The 15039-nt window shown below is 37.8% G+C and carries 19 protein-coding genes; all 19 read left to right on the top strand.

All coding sequences use genetic code 11. From position 1 onward, the window contains the following. Positions 1 to 133: 133 nt before the first annotated feature. The 19 genes from H8R22_RS01285 (at position 134) to H8R22_RS01375 (ending at position 15032) form a co-directional block, all read left to right on the top strand. Positions 134 to 511, top strand: a complete 378-nt coding sequence (locus tag H8R22_RS01285; protein ID WP_187009325.1) for a hypothetical protein — start codon at positions 134 to 136, stop codon at positions 509 to 511. A gap of 168 nt (positions 512 to 679) precedes the next feature. Further along, entirely contained in the window at positions 680 to 1084 is a 405-nt protein-coding gene (locus H8R22_RS01290; protein WP_187009324.1) for an SPFH domain-containing protein, read from the top strand. A gap of 645 nt (positions 1085 to 1729) precedes the next feature. After that, entirely contained in the window at positions 1730 to 2164 is a 435-nt protein-coding gene (locus H8R22_RS01295; protein ID WP_187009323.1) for a hypothetical protein, read from the top strand. 84 nt (positions 2165 to 2248) lie between these two features. Next, entirely contained in the window at positions 2249 to 2698 is a 450-nt protein-coding gene (locus tag H8R22_RS01300; RefSeq protein ID WP_187009322.1) for a hypothetical protein, read from the top strand. Between the two features lie 76 nt (positions 2699 to 2774). Further along, a complete protein-coding gene (locus tag H8R22_RS01305) occupies positions 2775 to 4121 on the top strand; it encodes a S49 family peptidase (RefSeq protein ID WP_187009321.1) in 1347 nt (448 codons plus the stop codon). Between the two features lie 10 nt (positions 4122 to 4131). Continuing rightward, on the top strand, positions 4132 to 5130 hold the full coding sequence (locus tag H8R22_RS01310) for a hypothetical protein (protein ID WP_187009320.1): 999 nt from the start codon (positions 4132 to 4134) through the stop codon (positions 5128 to 5130). 15 nt (positions 5131 to 5145) lie between these two features. Further along, positions 5146 to 5718 carry a hypothetical protein gene (locus H8R22_RS01315; protein WP_187009319.1) on the top strand — a complete coding sequence of 191 codons (573 nt, stop codon included), beginning with the start codon at positions 5146 to 5148 and terminating at the stop codon, positions 5716 to 5718. A gap of 4 nt (positions 5719 to 5722) precedes the next feature. Beyond that, positions 5723 to 6289: a hypothetical protein gene (locus H8R22_RS01320; RefSeq protein WP_187009318.1), complete on the top strand. Its 567-nt coding sequence runs from the start codon at positions 5723 to 5725 to the stop codon at positions 6287 to 6289. Position 6290: 1 nt separating this feature from the next. Continuing rightward, complete coding sequence (locus H8R22_RS01325) at positions 6291 to 6596, top strand: hypothetical protein (RefSeq protein ID WP_187009317.1); 306 nt, start codon at positions 6291 to 6293, stop codon at positions 6594 to 6596. Positions 6597 to 6615: 19 nt separating this feature from the next. Then, a complete protein-coding gene (locus H8R22_RS01330; RefSeq protein WP_187009316.1) occupies positions 6616 to 6996 on the top strand; it encodes a hypothetical protein in 381 nt (126 codons plus the stop codon). A gap of 236 nt (positions 6997 to 7232) precedes the next feature. Further along, positions 7233 to 7814 (top strand): hypothetical protein, encoded by a 582-nt coding sequence (locus H8R22_RS01335; RefSeq protein ID WP_187016525.1) that lies wholly within the window; start codon positions 7233 to 7235, stop codon positions 7812 to 7814. Further along, a complete protein-coding gene (locus H8R22_RS01340) occupies positions 7807 to 9087 on the top strand; it encodes a DNA modification methylase (RefSeq protein ID WP_187009314.1) in 1281 nt (426 codons plus the stop codon). Before H8R22_RS01335 ends, H8R22_RS01340 begins: the two co-directional genes overlap by 8 nt. A gap of 154 nt (positions 9088 to 9241) precedes the next feature. After that, positions 9242 to 9595, top strand: coding sequence for a hypothetical protein (locus tag H8R22_RS01345; protein WP_187009313.1), 354 nt, complete (start codon positions 9242 to 9244; stop codon positions 9593 to 9595). After that, the gene (locus H8R22_RS01350) at positions 9588 to 9899 is read left to right on the top strand and encodes a helix-turn-helix domain-containing protein (protein ID WP_187009312.1); all 312 of its coding nucleotides are present in this window, start codon (positions 9588 to 9590) and stop codon (positions 9897 to 9899) included. The genes H8R22_RS01345 and H8R22_RS01350 overlap by 8 nt, the downstream gene beginning before the upstream one ends. Before the next feature lie 97 nt (positions 9900 to 9996). Then, complete coding sequence (locus tag H8R22_RS01355; protein ID WP_187009311.1) at positions 9997 to 10578, top strand: hypothetical protein; 582 nt, start codon at positions 9997 to 9999, stop codon at positions 10576 to 10578. Continuing rightward, complete coding sequence (locus H8R22_RS01360) at positions 10568 to 12148, top strand: hypothetical protein (RefSeq protein WP_187009310.1); 1581 nt, start codon at positions 10568 to 10570, stop codon at positions 12146 to 12148. The genes H8R22_RS01355 and H8R22_RS01360 overlap by 11 nt, the downstream gene beginning before the upstream one ends. 250 nt (positions 12149 to 12398) lie before the next feature. Further along, complete coding sequence (locus H8R22_RS01365; RefSeq protein ID WP_225875986.1) at positions 12399 to 12740, top strand: hypothetical protein; 342 nt, start codon at positions 12399 to 12401, stop codon at positions 12738 to 12740. A 2-nt stretch (positions 12741 to 12742) separates the two neighbouring features. Beyond that, on the top strand, positions 12743 to 14077 hold the full coding sequence (locus tag H8R22_RS01370) for a hypothetical protein (RefSeq protein ID WP_187009309.1): 1335 nt from the start codon (positions 12743 to 12745) through the stop codon (positions 14075 to 14077). A 1-nt stretch (position 14078) separates the two neighbouring features. Continuing rightward, positions 14079 to 15032 (top strand): DUF6712 family protein, encoded by a 954-nt coding sequence (locus tag H8R22_RS01375; protein ID WP_187009308.1) that lies wholly within the window; start codon positions 14079 to 14081, stop codon positions 15030 to 15032. Positions 15033 to 15039: the final 7 nt, after the last annotated feature.

Below are 15039 nucleotides of genomic sequence, written 5' to 3' on the forward strand. Positions count from 1 at the left end.
TCAACAATACTAATAATATTGAATTGCTGCATCAGCTAACAGAATCCGCGCTTAAGAAGCAACCGGAATCAAAGTTCTGGAAAGAAGCTTTTGCATTGATAGATAAAAAGAATAATCGCAAAACGAAAAAATTATGACAAAAGAAGAAGTTATTAGAAAAGCATACGGTAAAAGTTACTATATCGTAAAAGATTACATCAATGAAAATGGATTTGTTGATTGTGTTAAAAATAGAAAAATTAGTCTTATTCCTTATTTTGATGTTTCAGACATTGAATTTAAAGGACACTTATCTAGACCAAAATCATTGAAAGGAATTGAAAATAATAATGGTTGGGTGAAAATTTATCGTGAAAATGATTTACCTCAATTTGAGTGTAACTGTTGGTGGATGGATAAACAAGCCGGTTTAGTATTAGGAAGGTTTATTTTAGAAGGTAGTAATGATTTTATAATGAAAAACGCAACTCATTATAAAATCATCACAACAACTGAATTGCCTATATATTAAGCAGTTGCCATTAACGCAGAACGGCCTTCGGAGATATCAGAAAAGCAAATCAAAGATTGGCTATTGCTGGCCAAATCAATTAACCGGTGTTCAACATTCATAAATATTAAAAAAAACAGGGTAGCCGAAAACTGAATAGAGTAGGCAAATTTTTAAATACATTTTATTATGAAAAAAGTAAGTTTGATTTTATTGGCCGCGATTTCTCTTAGCCTTACATCTTGTTGGGATTTTAACAGGGAACAAAAATTTAAAGATGCAGAGAACAACGGTAAATCTGTCTTAATAGAAGCCGAAGGATCAAGAAGGGCGTTAATTGAAACCGCCAAAGCAGAAAATGAAAGTGCTACTTTGCAGGCAGAAGCTAAAATAAAAATTGCAAAAGCCGAGGCTCAGGCAGAAATTGAGCGCGCTTATGGGGTTGCTAAGGCAAATGAGATTATTGGAAACTCATTAAAAGGAAATAGTGAGTATTTGAAATACTTGCAAATTGAAGCGATTAAAAACAGCAAAGGGAGTAAGGTTTATATTCCAACAGAAGCTGGGCTGCCAATATTAGAAGCCCGTAAATAATAATAATAATACCCACAACACTATTCCGTTCCGGACCTGTAATTATAACCGCTCTTTTCGAGCGGTTTTTTATGTATAAGCCACTTCCGTTTCTATTGCGGCATGGGACGGTAATTAAACCTACCCACAAACAGTGCCTAAAACAAAAGATACTCGCACAGCGGCGTTCCCTGTCGCTCCCCCGCTCCCCCAATAGTCAAAGTGTGTCAAAATGTGGAGTAGTGGAGTCGTGGATCTGTACACTGGCCATGAAATGGCCAGATACTATAAAAGTTCAAAAAAATAATTCTCAAAAATTTTTTTTTGCCTTTTCCCCCGCTCCCCCTAAATTTAAAAAGTCATTCAAGAATAGAGATTGCGAAATTCAAATATAAACCGTTCCACTGTTCCACTGTTCCACAAATTTTTTTTAATAACATATAACTATATAATTATCAAATACTTACATTAAAATTTCTATTGTATTTATTTGTGGAACTTGTGGAACAGTTTTTTAGTGTTCCTACAAAATCAATATAGTTTCACAGGGTTTTTTTACTTAACTGCTTGATTTTCAATGTGTGGAACTGTGGAACAAAAAAAACAAAAAAAGTTCTATTAATCTATGTATATTTGTTTTTAAGAATATAACTTAAATTTTTTTTTATGAGTGAAAGAACCGCTGTAACAATCAATTTTCCTGTGAAGCCCCACGTTTACAAGTATTTACAAAATAAAGTAGGAGAAAAACTAGTAGTTACAAAGAGTGACTTCTTTGGTAGCATGGTTCTGGACATACTTTCAAAGAATTATAGTGATCTGCAGGCGGTCAAGGATGATATCACTTTTCCAGTGGAGATATCGCTGCGCTACATGGAAAAAATGGGAGTTTACATTGATAGCAAGATCATCCGTAAATTCAACACGCGGGTTGATGATGTATTCCGGGAAGAAATGCGCACTTATGTAGGGCTGAATTACACGGCAAACAAAATCCCAAAAGAAACCAGTTTGAAGCAATTTTGTTTCAATTATAACCTGAATGAGGATGATATTAAATTTGAAACTTTATTGAAGGATTTAAGACGTAACGTCAAGTAAATCAGGGGTACAATAAAAGTTTTTCCGATTTTGTCCCCCGTTTTTTCGTACATTTATACATTAATTAATTGATATTTTATAATTATGATCCACGCACTTACATCTGAGAATTATAAAAACATTACTAAGGTTTCCATTTTGGATGCAAAGGATGTTTTTTATCCTTTAAAATACGTTTTGCAAAAACGAGATATTGTTTTTGATGAGGATTTGGCAGTTGTCATCAAGCCCATGCTCGAAGACATTAAGTATCCAGCATCCAGCAAGGCAACTGATGCGGGCGTTTTGCGGGATTATAAAATAGAGATTTCGATAAATAACCAATTGCCAGAAACAATTGAACAGCTGGAACGCCTGGTGAATCGAAAAGTGATTGTGGTCCTGCATCATAATTATGGCAAAATAATATTGGGCTGTAACGAAATGCCATTGGAATATTTGTTCAATGATGACAACACCACTAACCCGCAAGGCGATAACGGTTTTACTGTTACTTGCCGTGGAAACGCTTACTTCTTAAAGGTTTCTATATAAATCACTGTCCTTTTTACAGGCTCGTTTTCGTAGTAAAATTGTATCGTTAATAATAGTAACGATACAATTTTATATTTTGAGCCAAAACTTAGATACACTTTTTTCGGGAAAATTCTACATAGATCAATCTTATGGGTTGGGTCTGGTTCCTTCGTTGATTTCCATTTTTACGGGAAAAACATCTGTTGAAAAAACGGAGGCTGACAAAATCAAAAACATTACTAAAATTAGTTTGAATGCAAACGCTTCTGCAATGGAGGTAAATTCTACTTTGAGTGATACTACTAAAAAAGTAGTTGTTCTTGACTTTAAACAGCCGGTAGTGAAATTCAGTACCTACAATTGGTTAGGAACTCAATCCTATATCGCCATGCTTGAAACCTTAAAAAATGATCCTGCAGTTGTAGGTGTTGTTGTTGATACTGATTCAGGCGGTGGTCAAGTATATGGGACTCCAGAATTCTATGATGCTGTTCAGTCTTTTTCCAGAGTAAAAACAATCGGAATTTATACCAATGGATATCTCTGTTCAGGAGCTTACTACTTTGCTGCAGCAGCAACATTTATCATGGCCAACAAAAGAGCCGATGCGATAGGATCTATCGGCGGTTATACGGTTATGGTGAATTATGACGGAATGATGGAGAAATACGGTGCGAAAGTTCACACCCTTTATTCCGATTTATCTCCAGAGAAAAACAAAGGGCATCGTGGTGTTATGGATGGAACTGATGAAGGTGGCAAAGAATACATAAAAACAGAACTTAATCCAATGGTTACAACTTTTCATGTTGATATGAAAGTTGGAAGGCCTCAATTAGATCCAAAAGTTTTCTTAGGTGGTACTTGGAGCGGTGAGGAAGCTGTTGCACTGGGATTAGTTGACTCTAATGGATCCTTGCAGGATGCCGTTGCTGAAGTTTGGTCCCGTTCAAAATCTGATAATACAAATTCAAATAATAATTCAAATTTAAAAAAGGGAAATATGTCAAAAACGACTAAAAGCTTTCCTGCTATCCAAACATTGATTGGAATTGAAGGAGAAGGTATCGCTACCATCTCGACAGTTCTAGGAAATAAAGGAGTGCAGCTTACGGAAGCGCAACTGGAAGTGTTAGAAAACGCTCTGGTTGCAAATGAAGCGGCTGTTACTGCTGCAAATGGTAAAGTAGCTACAGCCGAAGGTGTTGTGACTGCATTAGGAACTTCTATTGATGCCGTTCTTACAACTGCGAAAGTAGCTGTAGCAGCTGAAGCAACAATTGAAACGAAAATCACTTCACTTGGAGCTGAAATTGCAAGACTGGGAGCGATCCCTGGTGCAAAAGCAACTAAGGCAAAGGCTGAGGGTGATTCTTTTGAAGAAGAAGACAACATTGTGAACGCTGCGGATGCTCATAATGAATTTTATAACAAGGCTTAATTATTAAGATATGTCAGTAAACATTGATCAGGTTTTAGAAGAAACCAAAAAGTTCGCCGCACAAAATCCTACGATTTTGAATGCAGCGGTAATGTCAAACGAAATTGTTTTGAACAGAATGGCAAAATTGATCCCGAAAATTCGTGGTGAGTTTGCTTCTGTCAATTCAGTTATGGGACATGTGGTACAAGCATTCAGCACAACATGGGCTGAAACTGCTGATGTACAGTTCAGAGGTAAGCAGTTGAAAAACTACCACCAAAAAGTAAATTTTGCTTTTACTCCAGCCGAGATTCTTGGTTCTTGGATTCAGCAAAAATACGATGAAGGTGTTGAGTTGAAAGACAAGACTATCTCTAAGCACGTAATGACAATGCTTACCGCAAAAATCATTAGTGATGTAAATATCCTTTCGGTTAAAGGAGTTTACAATGTGGCTACTCCAACAGCTTGGTTGGCTTCAATGGATGGTTTGAATAAGATTCATACTGATTTGCTAGCAAACACGGTAAATCCATGTTTCAAAATTGAAACGGATGCAATCACGGATTTGAATATCCTTGATGTAGTACTTGACTTTGAAAAAGGAATTCCTGAGCAATACAGGGATGCTATCAAAGAGATTAAAATGAGTACTACAAATGCTCAAAATCACAAGTTGTTGTATGAAGATACTTTTGGAAAAAACACGGATTACAAAGGCGACAAAGGAAACCGCACTCGTTTAGGAGAGCGTACAATTGTAGCAGTTCCTAACATGTCAAACGACAAGATTGTGGCTACCATTGACGGTAACTTCGTGAGAATGATTGATGTGGTAGAGAATCCTGCAACGATCACTGATGTTCAAAAATTAGATTACAAAATCAAAGTTTTTGGAGAATTCACACTGGGTTACGACTATGCAGTGAATGAATTAGTATTAATGAATACTTCTGCAGTATTAGCAATAAAAGGTTTAGGAAACGCTGCCTTGAATGCATTGTACTACCCAGAAGAAACGCTTTAATCCCAATAGGAAACTATGAGTGAAGACTTAAAAAAAATAGCACAAGAACTCGGCATTGAGAATGCCGAGTCTCTTACTGCTGCACAACTGAAAAAAGCAGTTGCGGCAGCACAATTTAAACTTAATGCTTCTAATGCGATTAAAGCCGCAGCAGTTGAATTAGGTGTTGAAACAGAAGGTTTGACAGAAGAAGAATTGACTGCAGCTGTAGGCATTGCTTTGGATGAAAAACTGGCAAAGGATTTAGCGGAACAATCGGCTGCAGCTTCAGAAGAAGTGTTGGCGATTTTATCTGAATATTTAGGTGTTGACAATATTTCTGATTTATCTGTAGAGGAAGTAAAAGCATTATTAGATCAGAAATCAACTGATAGTGCATCAGAAATAGAAACAGTTATTGAAGAAGAAGGTAAAACGGATGAAAGCTTTACGGCCGAAAACGGAAAAGAATACGTGTTTACTCCAGATGCTCCCGCAGCGTTTAGATGTTTAGGTGTTGCTAAAACTCAAAAAGAGTGGTTAGAAGACACTGACTCTATGGAGTTACTAGTTGCGGGGAATTTATCATTTTTAACCTTAAAAAAATAATATCATGGCAGGATGTTTTGATGACTTACCAGTTGAAGATTTAACGGCTTGTATCAACAGCGAAGTACAAGCAGGAATCTCAGAAGTAGATGTTCGCTATGCGATACATCCACAAATAACCACTTTCCCAATGCCATTGAATTATGGTGATTTAGGCTATTCTTATGAAACTGCTGTTGCAGTGACAGCTGATATTGTTTTTACAGCAGGAAAAGGCTTTGGAAAAATAAGTATTATGCCAGACTCAGGAGAGGTGATGGTGGATTTAGTAGGTAATAAAGGAAATAAAAAAACGAAGAGTTCTTTCCCTTTTGCAGTTGCTGGAAACAATGCCAAAACACTTGGTTTCTTGAGAACACACAAAAACACACCAATGATTTTTTGCGTTACAGAGCGCGATGGTCAAAAACGTTTAGTGGGTGATGCTTTTAACCCAGCCTATGTTGTAGAGGGAAAAGCCACTACAGGTAAAGGTGGTGAAGATGACAAAGTGATCAACTTCACATTTGAGGCCTATTGTGTGCCAATTGTTTATTCTGGATTAATCCAGGAACCAGTTGTGATCCCGTAATATGAAGAAATACTTCATCATAGTAAATCTACCAATTCCTTGTTCTTTTGTGTTAAACGATAGAACGAGGTTTGATTTACGCACTGGAATCCCAAACAACTCTCTTGAAGTATTCAAGACTGGTTTTGCTTATTTGGGATTAAAGCCTGGTGCGGAGGAGCTTTTTAAAAAGGAAAAAATAAGTGATTTAATCTTATTGATTCAAAGCGCCAAACGCATCGAAGATGTTGAAATTTTGGCTTTGGCTAAACCTGAGAATGAGAAAGTTCAGGAAGCGGCCAAAAAGAAATTAGAAGAATTTAAGTAACCAATTAACCTTCATATTTATGAAAAAGTTTTTAATTATCGGCTGTGGACTCATGTTCTCCTGCCTTTCGGCAATGACCTTGCCAGACAACGTTCCGGTTGTCTCTTATGAAAAAATGACTATTCAAGAACCTTTGTCGCTTTTTAGTGATGTGGTTTTGTTAGTCGACAATGATGTTGTTTCGAATTTTATTGTAGAACCAAAAAACCCCGTGCAACTGCAAACATTTAAAGATGTGGCGGTACCTAATGTCAGGGAGTCGAAAGGTTTTTATAAACCCATCGATTACGAATCATTACATAAAATGAATCCTTTGTCTCATTACGATATTTATAATGGCAGGGAATTATTTAAGAATGAATTTAGTGTTGAAAATATACCTAGAAAGGAGGTGTTTTAGTTTTATATTTTTTTGTTTTAGTTAGTAGTGAAAAGCTCCGAATATGATGTTCGGAGCTTTTTTTAAAAGCGGTATTTATGGATATTAAAAGTTGGTTTAGTTCTCAAGGTTCTTATGCGGATGGAGTAATGCTTTACAGCAAATTGCCTACTTGCAATGCTAATGTATTGAGAAGCTTTGCCAGGGAAAACACTGCCAATTTCTTGAAACTGAAATACGAGCTCAAGAAGGCTTCTTTGTCTGGCAACAGCACGATTATACCAAAAACGGAAAAAATTGTCGCTGAGCCAAAAAAAACAGTCAAAGCTGAGCCGCTACTGCAGGAAATTATAAAACAATCTGCCAAAGCTTCTTTTGAAAAAGAAACGATGGCGATGTATCCCATGGAATTGCACTCTACCTACCGTCAGAGGGTGAGTGATTTTTATTTGGCTTGTGAGTTGAAATTCCAATTGAACTCCACTGCTGATGATGACGAAAACGATGCGCTTAAAATTATCATTCAACTCGATGATCTGTGGACCAGGATTGATCGTGCGTGGATGATTCTAGGTCACTGGAAAGACCACAACCGGATAATGCCTACTGAAAGTCACGAAGATTTCTCTCAGGTTTCTGGCAATAAATTAGTAATGCTGCGAGACAACCTCCAGTCGAGTATTAGCAAGCGGGAGAAAACTATTGGATCTATGCTGGAGCGCGTGAAAGCGTCTCCAGAAGATCGTATGCTTCTCAACTTGTATAATCGAAAACTGGAGCAGCTCGAGCAAAAGAAAATTGATTTAGAAACCATTAGAAAAAAACTGAAAGATGAGTGAATTATTATTAGCTCCATTGGAGTGGTCAACCGAAAAAAGAAGAGTAAGCGATTTAATTCCTTACGAGTACAATCCCCGAAAACTGTCTGAAGACAAAAAGCAGAAACTCCGTGAGAGTTTGGAAAAATACAATCTTGCCGAAATTCCCGCCATAAACACGAATGATGTAATTATTGCAGGACATCAGCGTGTGGTGGTTTTGATGGAAATAGGACGCGGACATGAATACATTGATGTGCGTGTTCCTAATCGCGAGCTGACAGAATTAGAATTCAAAGAATACAATATCCGTTCGAATGTTTCCATTGGAGACTGGGATATTGATATTTTGAATGATGTTTTTGGCGATATTGATCTGTTGTCATTTGGTTTGAATGTAGAGGATATTCCTATCCCTGATTTTGATTTGCCAATGGAACTTCAAAACGAGGAAGAGTCCGAGTTTGATCCAGAACCACCAAAAGTCCCGATCAGTATTTTGGGTGATGTTTACGAAATGCGCTCTTTGCAAAAGAAACTCGTGCATCGGGTGATTTGTGGTGACAGCCGATTGCCAGAAGTATATAGTGAGCTTCTTCAAGGAAAGTTATTCAATTTGGTTTTGACAGATCCACCTTATAATGTTAATTATACCGGTGGCACAAAAGACAAATTACAGATTGAAAATGACAACATGACCAGTGCCGACTTTTATACTTTTCTTTTTGAATTTTATAAAACGGCTTGCGATCATACTCATGCAGGTGGTGGTATTTATGTTTTCCATGCGGATAGCGAAGGTGCCAACTTTAGAAATGCGCTGAAGAATGCCGGTTTTAAATTGGCTCAATGTCTTATTTGGTTGAAAAACTCCATTGTTATGGGAAGACAGGATTACCAATGGAAACATGAACCGGTGCTTTATGGATGGAAAGAAGGTGCGGCACACAATTGGTATTCTGACCGAAAGCAAACTACAATTATAGAATTCAATAAGCCACTGCGAAGCGAGGATCATCCCACGATGAAACCCGTTGATTTGTTTACGTATCTAATGAAAAACAGTTCAAAGCAAGGTGATATTATTGGCGATTCGTTCCTTGGTTCCGGTACCACTTTGATTTCTTGCGAAATGAACTGGAGGCAATGTCGAGGCATTGAACTTGATCCAAGATACGTTGATGTAGATGTTCGCCGATGGGTAAAGTACATGCGCGAGAATCATTTGGAGTTTGAATTATTGAAAAATGGTGTTGTCCTGGATAAAAAGGAAGTTGATATTTATTTTGAATAGATTTTAAACCCGCTATATCAGCGGGTTTTTTGTTTTTTATAAAAATATTTTAAAAATAATTGTTTTTATATTTGGTTTGTACGTAACAAATTTGTTACATTTGAATATAATTAACAAAGAGGTGGCGGCAACATCAAAATACGGCTAAAATATTATGAAAACTACAATCGACTTTTTAAACGGATTACCAGTAGCAAAATCGGCTAACTTTCAAAACAACGTTATTAAAAATCTTGCAGAAGGAGTAAATCAAATTTATTTAGATTCTTGTGGAATGGAAAGATGTTCAGGTTACGGATCTTATAACTATTTTTTAAGAGTTGAAATCAATAATATTTCAATGAATTTGAAATTACACACAAATTCGGCTCCTGCTTTTGATGCTTACCAAGATTTAGAAATGGGTACCAGAAATTTTGAAAACTGGATAAAATCAACTGCTTTGATGCTTTTAGATGAAAATAAAGATTTAATAATTGAATTAATACAAGAAGAAGATAATGAGTAATGTAAGCCCTATAAACCAAAACGAGCAATGGATATTGCTCGTTTATCTTTTGGATGATATTCGTCAGCAAAAGAATATCACGCATGATGATATTGCCGAAATAACAGGCTATCATCGTAGCAGTATTACCCGTTTCTTTTCTGCAAAATATAAGCCCGGATTAGATGTGTTTCTTGAAATTGCAAAAGCTGTTCAGGTTAACTTCTTTTTTGAAGACAAGGAAGGAACATCCGATTTGAATTTAGCTTTTGAAAACGCAATGGATAAGTTGGGTAGAAGACCTGATAAATTACCTAAAAATTAAAAATCAATATTGCTAAACCCGCTACTCCTAGCGGGTTTTTTGTTTGTCCTTTTCTTACACTTGCCGTTTGCTGAAATTGCGTTAAAATTCAATAATTATGAGTTCTAACGCCGTTATTCTACGCAAAAAAGTAAGTACCCTGGATAAGATACGAAAGTATTATCTCAAGGGTGAGGATAGCGTTAAGCTTTCTGATAAACAAGATGAAATACGCATTCGGGTCCTGAAAGCGTGGAACTTGATGATTAATTATCTTTCGAAAGAACAGGCGATGGCTGTCATTATGAACGAATATGGCTGTTCTAGAGCGCAATCCTATCGTTATGTGAGTGATGCGATGTCGGTTTTTGGCAATCCTGTGGCCAATCAAAAAGAAGCAGAGAAGTATCTTTTAGGCGAAGAATTGATTCGTTCCCAACAACGATCTATCAAGAATAAAGACGAAGCTGCTTATTTGAAGGCCGCTGCTTTGCGTATTAAATTAGGTGGTTTTGATAAAGACACGCTTCAAAACTTTGATCCAGAGAAACTGAAAGCTCAAACTTATGTATTGAAAGTGCATCCATCTGTTTTGAAAACCATCGAAGCAAACGAGGATGGTGGTTCTATTGACTTCAATAATCTTGATACTGAAGATGTGGATTTTCAGGAGGTAAAAGAGGATGACGATGAAGAATAACGAAATAGAGCTGAATATTGCCCAAATAACCACCATTCATAAAACAAGTAAAAAGGTTTGGAATGCTAAAAAATTGCTTTGGGTTTGGATAAAAACCATTGTTTTAGAGTGGGCTCGTGGTGCGGGAAAATCTACAATACTGGGTTGGTTTGTCAAAGAAGCGGTCAAACAAATGCCTCGTGCCACTGGTGTTCTTGTGGGTGAAACCTACCAACAAATGTTATCCAGGACACTGCCATCCACAAAGGCGGGTCTTGAGATGTTTGGTATTTATGAAGGCATTGATTATCTGGTGGGTAAATGCGGGAAGTCTCTCGGCTTTGATATGCCGTTTCAATCGCCTGATAAATGGGATAATACTATTCACTTTTCGAATGGTTTTATCTGGATTATGGTTAGTAATGATCAGGCTAACTCTGGTCGTGGTATCAACTGTTCGATTGTGATTGGTGATGAAGCTGCTCTATTAGACCAGGAGCGATTGTTTAATAACGTTCAAACGACAAACCGTTCTACCTGTGGTGGTCTGTATGAAGATCAACCGCTTTGTAATGCTGAGATATACGCTTCATCTGTAGCCATGACCCAAAAAGGGCAATGGTTTACTGATTTGGATGCGTTAGCCAAGAAAGAACCGTGGAAGGTGTTGTTCGTCAAAGCTCCTGCTGCAGTCAATAAACACAACTTATCTCAAGACTGGTTTGATCGTATGCGTGACAATGCACCATCGGAGATGCATTATGATGCTGAGATACGAAACATTAGGCCAAAGAAAACCACCAATGGATTCTACCCGGCATTGGATCCAAAGAAACATTACTATCGCTATGCTTATGACAATGACTACCTGCAGCGCATAGGCGTGAATGCTAAGGCTAAGGACTTCAACTGCAAGCAGGACACGGACTACATGAAGTCTAAGCCACTCATTGTAACCATTGACTGGGGTAATATCATGACCATGACCGTATCACAGGACCAGGGCGAACGCTACCGGAACCTTAAGACCTTCCACTTATCATCACCAAAGATTATCGATGACCTTATTGATGAGAAGTTTGCGCCTTACTATGAGGATAAGAAGTCGCATAACAATGTGATTGAGTTCTACTATGACCGTAATGGTAACAATAAAACCATCAATACTCGTGTGACGTTTGCTGAACAGGCCGTCAATTGTTTCAAGCGTCACGGATGGAAGGTCATCACTAAGGTGCGTAAAGGTTCAGAGAATCCACCGCACAACGAGAAGTTTCTCGTTATCAATTACTTGTTGAAGCATGGAGGGACTCAAGGATTACCCGCTATTGAAATCAATGAGAACAATTGTGATGACCTTATCATCTCATTAGAAAACGCTCCTGCTTTACCAGGAAACAAACCCAACACAATCGTCAAGGATAAACGAAGCGAGAAGTCAAAGACTACTCCTCAAGAACATGCCACTCACTTCAGTGATACGTTTGACATCCCACTCTTCTGGAGATTCAGTAAGCAAGTGTTCAGGCTGATCAAACAAAACGATGACCGAGGCTTCGTGCCGTTGTTCAAAGGACATACGATGAAATAATTTATAGGGGTTCGATCGGATCAAACCGAAGGACCCCTCATATATCGCTTTTTTTTAAAACGGCAAGTGTAGAAACAGATTAGGGGCAGGCCGCTCAGTCCCGAGACAAAAAGAGAATGTAAATTGATTTTTAAATTTTAAAAACTTGAAAAACAAGTGATTAACTTTTTTTTTATGATACAGAGGGCACAAAATGATACATAAAAAGTGTGTCCTTTTTAAAAATAAGATATAAACCGAATTTTGAATCATGGTTAAGCGCATCTTTTTGAGACAAGTTTTAGAAATAATAAAAAAAACCGATACGAAAGGCGATGCGCTTCCATTCGATATCGAGTTCAGGACTTACAACCGTAATAATAAAATGGGCGGGGTCCTGAAAAGATATGAAGGCGCAAAATTATGTATTGGTAAAAAACTGAAAGGAAAGCCGTTTATCGATGCTGAATATTTTTATAGACAACAGCGAGTCAGGAAAAACCCAAATCACTTTGACAATAGAACACGAAACATAGAATTGCCGGGAGGGCAAATCAAGAAAATAAATATTTTGTTTATCACGAAATTCAATAACCTAGAAGTTATTTATTAATTATGAGTAGACATTTCAAAAATATCCACGTAGGGAAATCAACTGTTGCAGTTACTGGACTTGGAAAGTCTGTTGTTCCTGCTCCTTTGAAAATTCAAATAGATCCTGCTAATCAGGAAATCACTGGCGAAATAGTACAGTGGGGTTCTGACAACTTGTACCCGCAAAATTTCTACAATAAAAAGTTTCTAAAAAACGGTGCCGCCGTGGGTGGAATCAGTATTTTGAAATCCACGCACCACGGGAATGGCTTTAAATTATACAAAGAAGAAGAAGATCCCGCTACTGGTGAAATTATCATCCGTAATCAGGTCTTGTCAAAATATCCAGAGATCAAATTATTTGTTCGCAATAACAAGCTGAACAAATTTTGGTTTGAAAAAATCACCGATCAATCCCTTTTCCAAATCGCATTCACGGAACACATTCTTTCTGCAAATCAGGAAGAGATTGTTCGTGTCAAAAGACAAAAAGCCGCACACTGTCGCTTTGCTAAAATGGACGACTCTGGAAGAATCCCATTCGTTTTTATAAATACGGATTGGTCTAACGCCAAAAAAGAATTCTCCATTCCTATTCCTTTCATGGATGGTGATATGACCGCTTTGGAAATCAAAGAGTATTGCAAAGCAAAGAAAATATACAATTTCATCACCGCCACCTATTATCCTTTGGTAGACGAAAATTATTATCCAAAAGCTGACTGGCACGCTGTAGATAGAAGCGGTTGGATGGACGTGGCGAACTCGGTGCCAGAACTAAAACAGGCGTTGTTCGAAAATCAAATGCATTTCAAATATGTAGTTTATGTTTCTGACTTGTATTTCGAGTCTTTCTATAAAGAAGAGTGGGATGACTTCGATGCTGACAAACGCCAAAAAATGCGTGAAGATTTAGCCACGGCTATTGACGAACACATGTCAGGAAATAAAGCAAGTGGGCGTTCTCTTATTTCTCCAATTTTTGAAGAAGGAGGCAAGTTTGCAAAAGGAATAGAAATCGAACCAGTCGACAACAAACTAAAAGACGGCTCTTACTTACCCGATGCTTCTGCTGCTAACTCCGAAATACTTTTTGCCATTGGAGTGAATCCTGCGATCATTGGCGCAGGAACTCCGGGCAGTTCTAATCTTGGTGGCTCCGGTTCTAATATTCGAGAAGCGTACACCGTACTTTCTGCAAGTCTGGTACCACGAAGAAACACCACACTCGAAGACTGGGAACTGTGGCGCGACTTCAATGGATGGGATGAAGATCTGGAAGCGGGATTTCCAAATGTCAATTTAACAACCTTAGACAAAAACCCAAACGGTCAAGTCGAAATAATGAACGGATAACATGTCCAGACTAATAAACACTATCGCTGACCTAAAACGTCACATCATCGTATCAGCAACTTTCGACTTTGCAAAGGTTCTGCCTTTCGCCAAAAGAGTCGAGCGAAAAATCATTCTGGACTTAATTGGGCAGGATCAGTACGACTCTATTGTCATTCACGCTTTAGTTCCTGAAAGCTCCGCTCCTATTGACCAGGTGAAAGAACTGCTGGAAGAAGCTGTGGCCAATTATGCTTTGTTCCTGGCAATGCCAACGATCAATATTTTAATTACCAATGGTGGTACCAAAACTTCTACAACCACCAATTCAGATAATGCCGACTGGAAAGACAAGCGTGACCTGAACCGTTCCCTTTTGAAAACCTACAACGAGGCTCTAGATGATGCGTTTCAGATCATGGAGGAAAACGTGACTGACTTTTCAGAATGGCAGTCTTCAAAATACTACACCGTTTTCAAAGATCTAGTTGTGCAACATACTGCACAATTCAATGATCACTTTTCGATACAAAAAAACCGCCAAACGTTTCTTGCTTTAAAACCTTACATGCGCGAAGTCGAAGATCAGTATTTGAAAGCAATGCTAGGCGATGACACACTTTCTTTGATCAAATCAAAGTCAGAAATCACAATCGTAAATCAAGCTCAGGAAATTGCTAGAAAAGCAGTTGTCGCTTTCGCCGTTGCCAAAGCTGCCATCACTGGAACATTCACTTTTACCGATAGTTCTTTTACCGTGGCATCTGATCAGTTGCCTTGGGAAAAACAATCAGAGCTTTCAAAGGAAGACCGCAATGATTTAAAAAAAGACCGTCAACTCGCTGGCGAAGAATATTTAAAATCGCTAAAGAAATTAATTATCACTTATCCTTTGATGTTTCCTGCATACCAGGACAAAGCCGAAAAAGGAATTACTGATAAAATAATCAGGAAACCATCAGGATTATTCCTGTAAATCATGT

Origin of the sequence: Flavobacterium kayseriense (assembly GCF_014305095.1) — a bacterium.
GTDB classification, from domain to species: Bacteria; Bacteroidota; Bacteroidia; order Flavobacteriales; family Flavobacteriaceae; genus Flavobacterium; species Flavobacterium kayseriense.

Coding starts and splice junctions, on each gene's coding strand:
- H8R22_RS01285 (WP_187009325.1), top strand. CDS start 134: ATGACAAAAGAAGAAGTTATTAGAAAAGCATACGGTAAAAGTTACTAT.
- H8R22_RS01290 (WP_187009324.1), top strand. CDS start 680: ATGAAAAAAGTAAGTTTGATTTTATTGGCCGCGATTTCTCTTAGCCTT.
- H8R22_RS01295 (WP_187009323.1), top strand. CDS start 1,730: ATGAGTGAAAGAACCGCTGTAACAATCAATTTTCCTGTGAAGCCCCAC.
- H8R22_RS01300 (WP_187009322.1), top strand. CDS start 2,249: ATGATCCACGCACTTACATCTGAGAATTATAAAAACATTACTAAGGTT.
- H8R22_RS01310 (WP_187009320.1), top strand. CDS start 4,132: ATGTCAGTAAACATTGATCAGGTTTTAGAAGAAACCAAAAAGTTCGCC.
- H8R22_RS01315 (WP_187009319.1), top strand. CDS start 5,146: ATGAGTGAAGACTTAAAAAAAATAGCACAAGAACTCGGCATTGAGAAT.
- H8R22_RS01320 (WP_187009318.1), top strand. CDS start 5,723: ATGGCAGGATGTTTTGATGACTTACCAGTTGAAGATTTAACGGCTTGT.
- H8R22_RS01325 (WP_187009317.1), top strand. CDS start 6,291: ATGAAGAAATACTTCATCATAGTAAATCTACCAATTCCTTGTTCTTTT.
- H8R22_RS01330 (WP_187009316.1), top strand. CDS start 6,616: ATGAAAAAGTTTTTAATTATCGGCTGTGGACTCATGTTCTCCTGCCTT.
- H8R22_RS01340 (WP_187009314.1), top strand. CDS start 7,807: ATGAGTGAATTATTATTAGCTCCATTGGAGTGGTCAACCGAAAAAAGA.
- H8R22_RS01345 (WP_187009313.1), top strand. CDS start 9,242: ATGAAAACTACAATCGACTTTTTAAACGGATTACCAGTAGCAAAATCG.
- H8R22_RS01350 (WP_187009312.1), top strand. CDS start 9,588: ATGAGTAATGTAAGCCCTATAAACCAAAACGAGCAATGGATATTGCTC.
- H8R22_RS01355 (WP_187009311.1), top strand. CDS start 9,997: ATGAGTTCTAACGCCGTTATTCTACGCAAAAAAGTAAGTACCCTGGAT.
- H8R22_RS01360 (WP_187009310.1), top strand. CDS start 10,568: ATGAAGAATAACGAAATAGAGCTGAATATTGCCCAAATAACCACCATT.
- H8R22_RS01365 (WP_225875986.1), top strand. CDS start 12,399: ATGGTTAAGCGCATCTTTTTGAGACAAGTTTTAGAAATAATAAAAAAA.
- H8R22_RS01370 (WP_187009309.1), top strand. CDS start 12,743: ATGAGTAGACATTTCAAAAATATCCACGTAGGGAAATCAACTGTTGCA.
- H8R22_RS01375 (WP_187009308.1), top strand. CDS start 14,079: ATGTCCAGACTAATAAACACTATCGCTGACCTAAAACGTCACATCATC.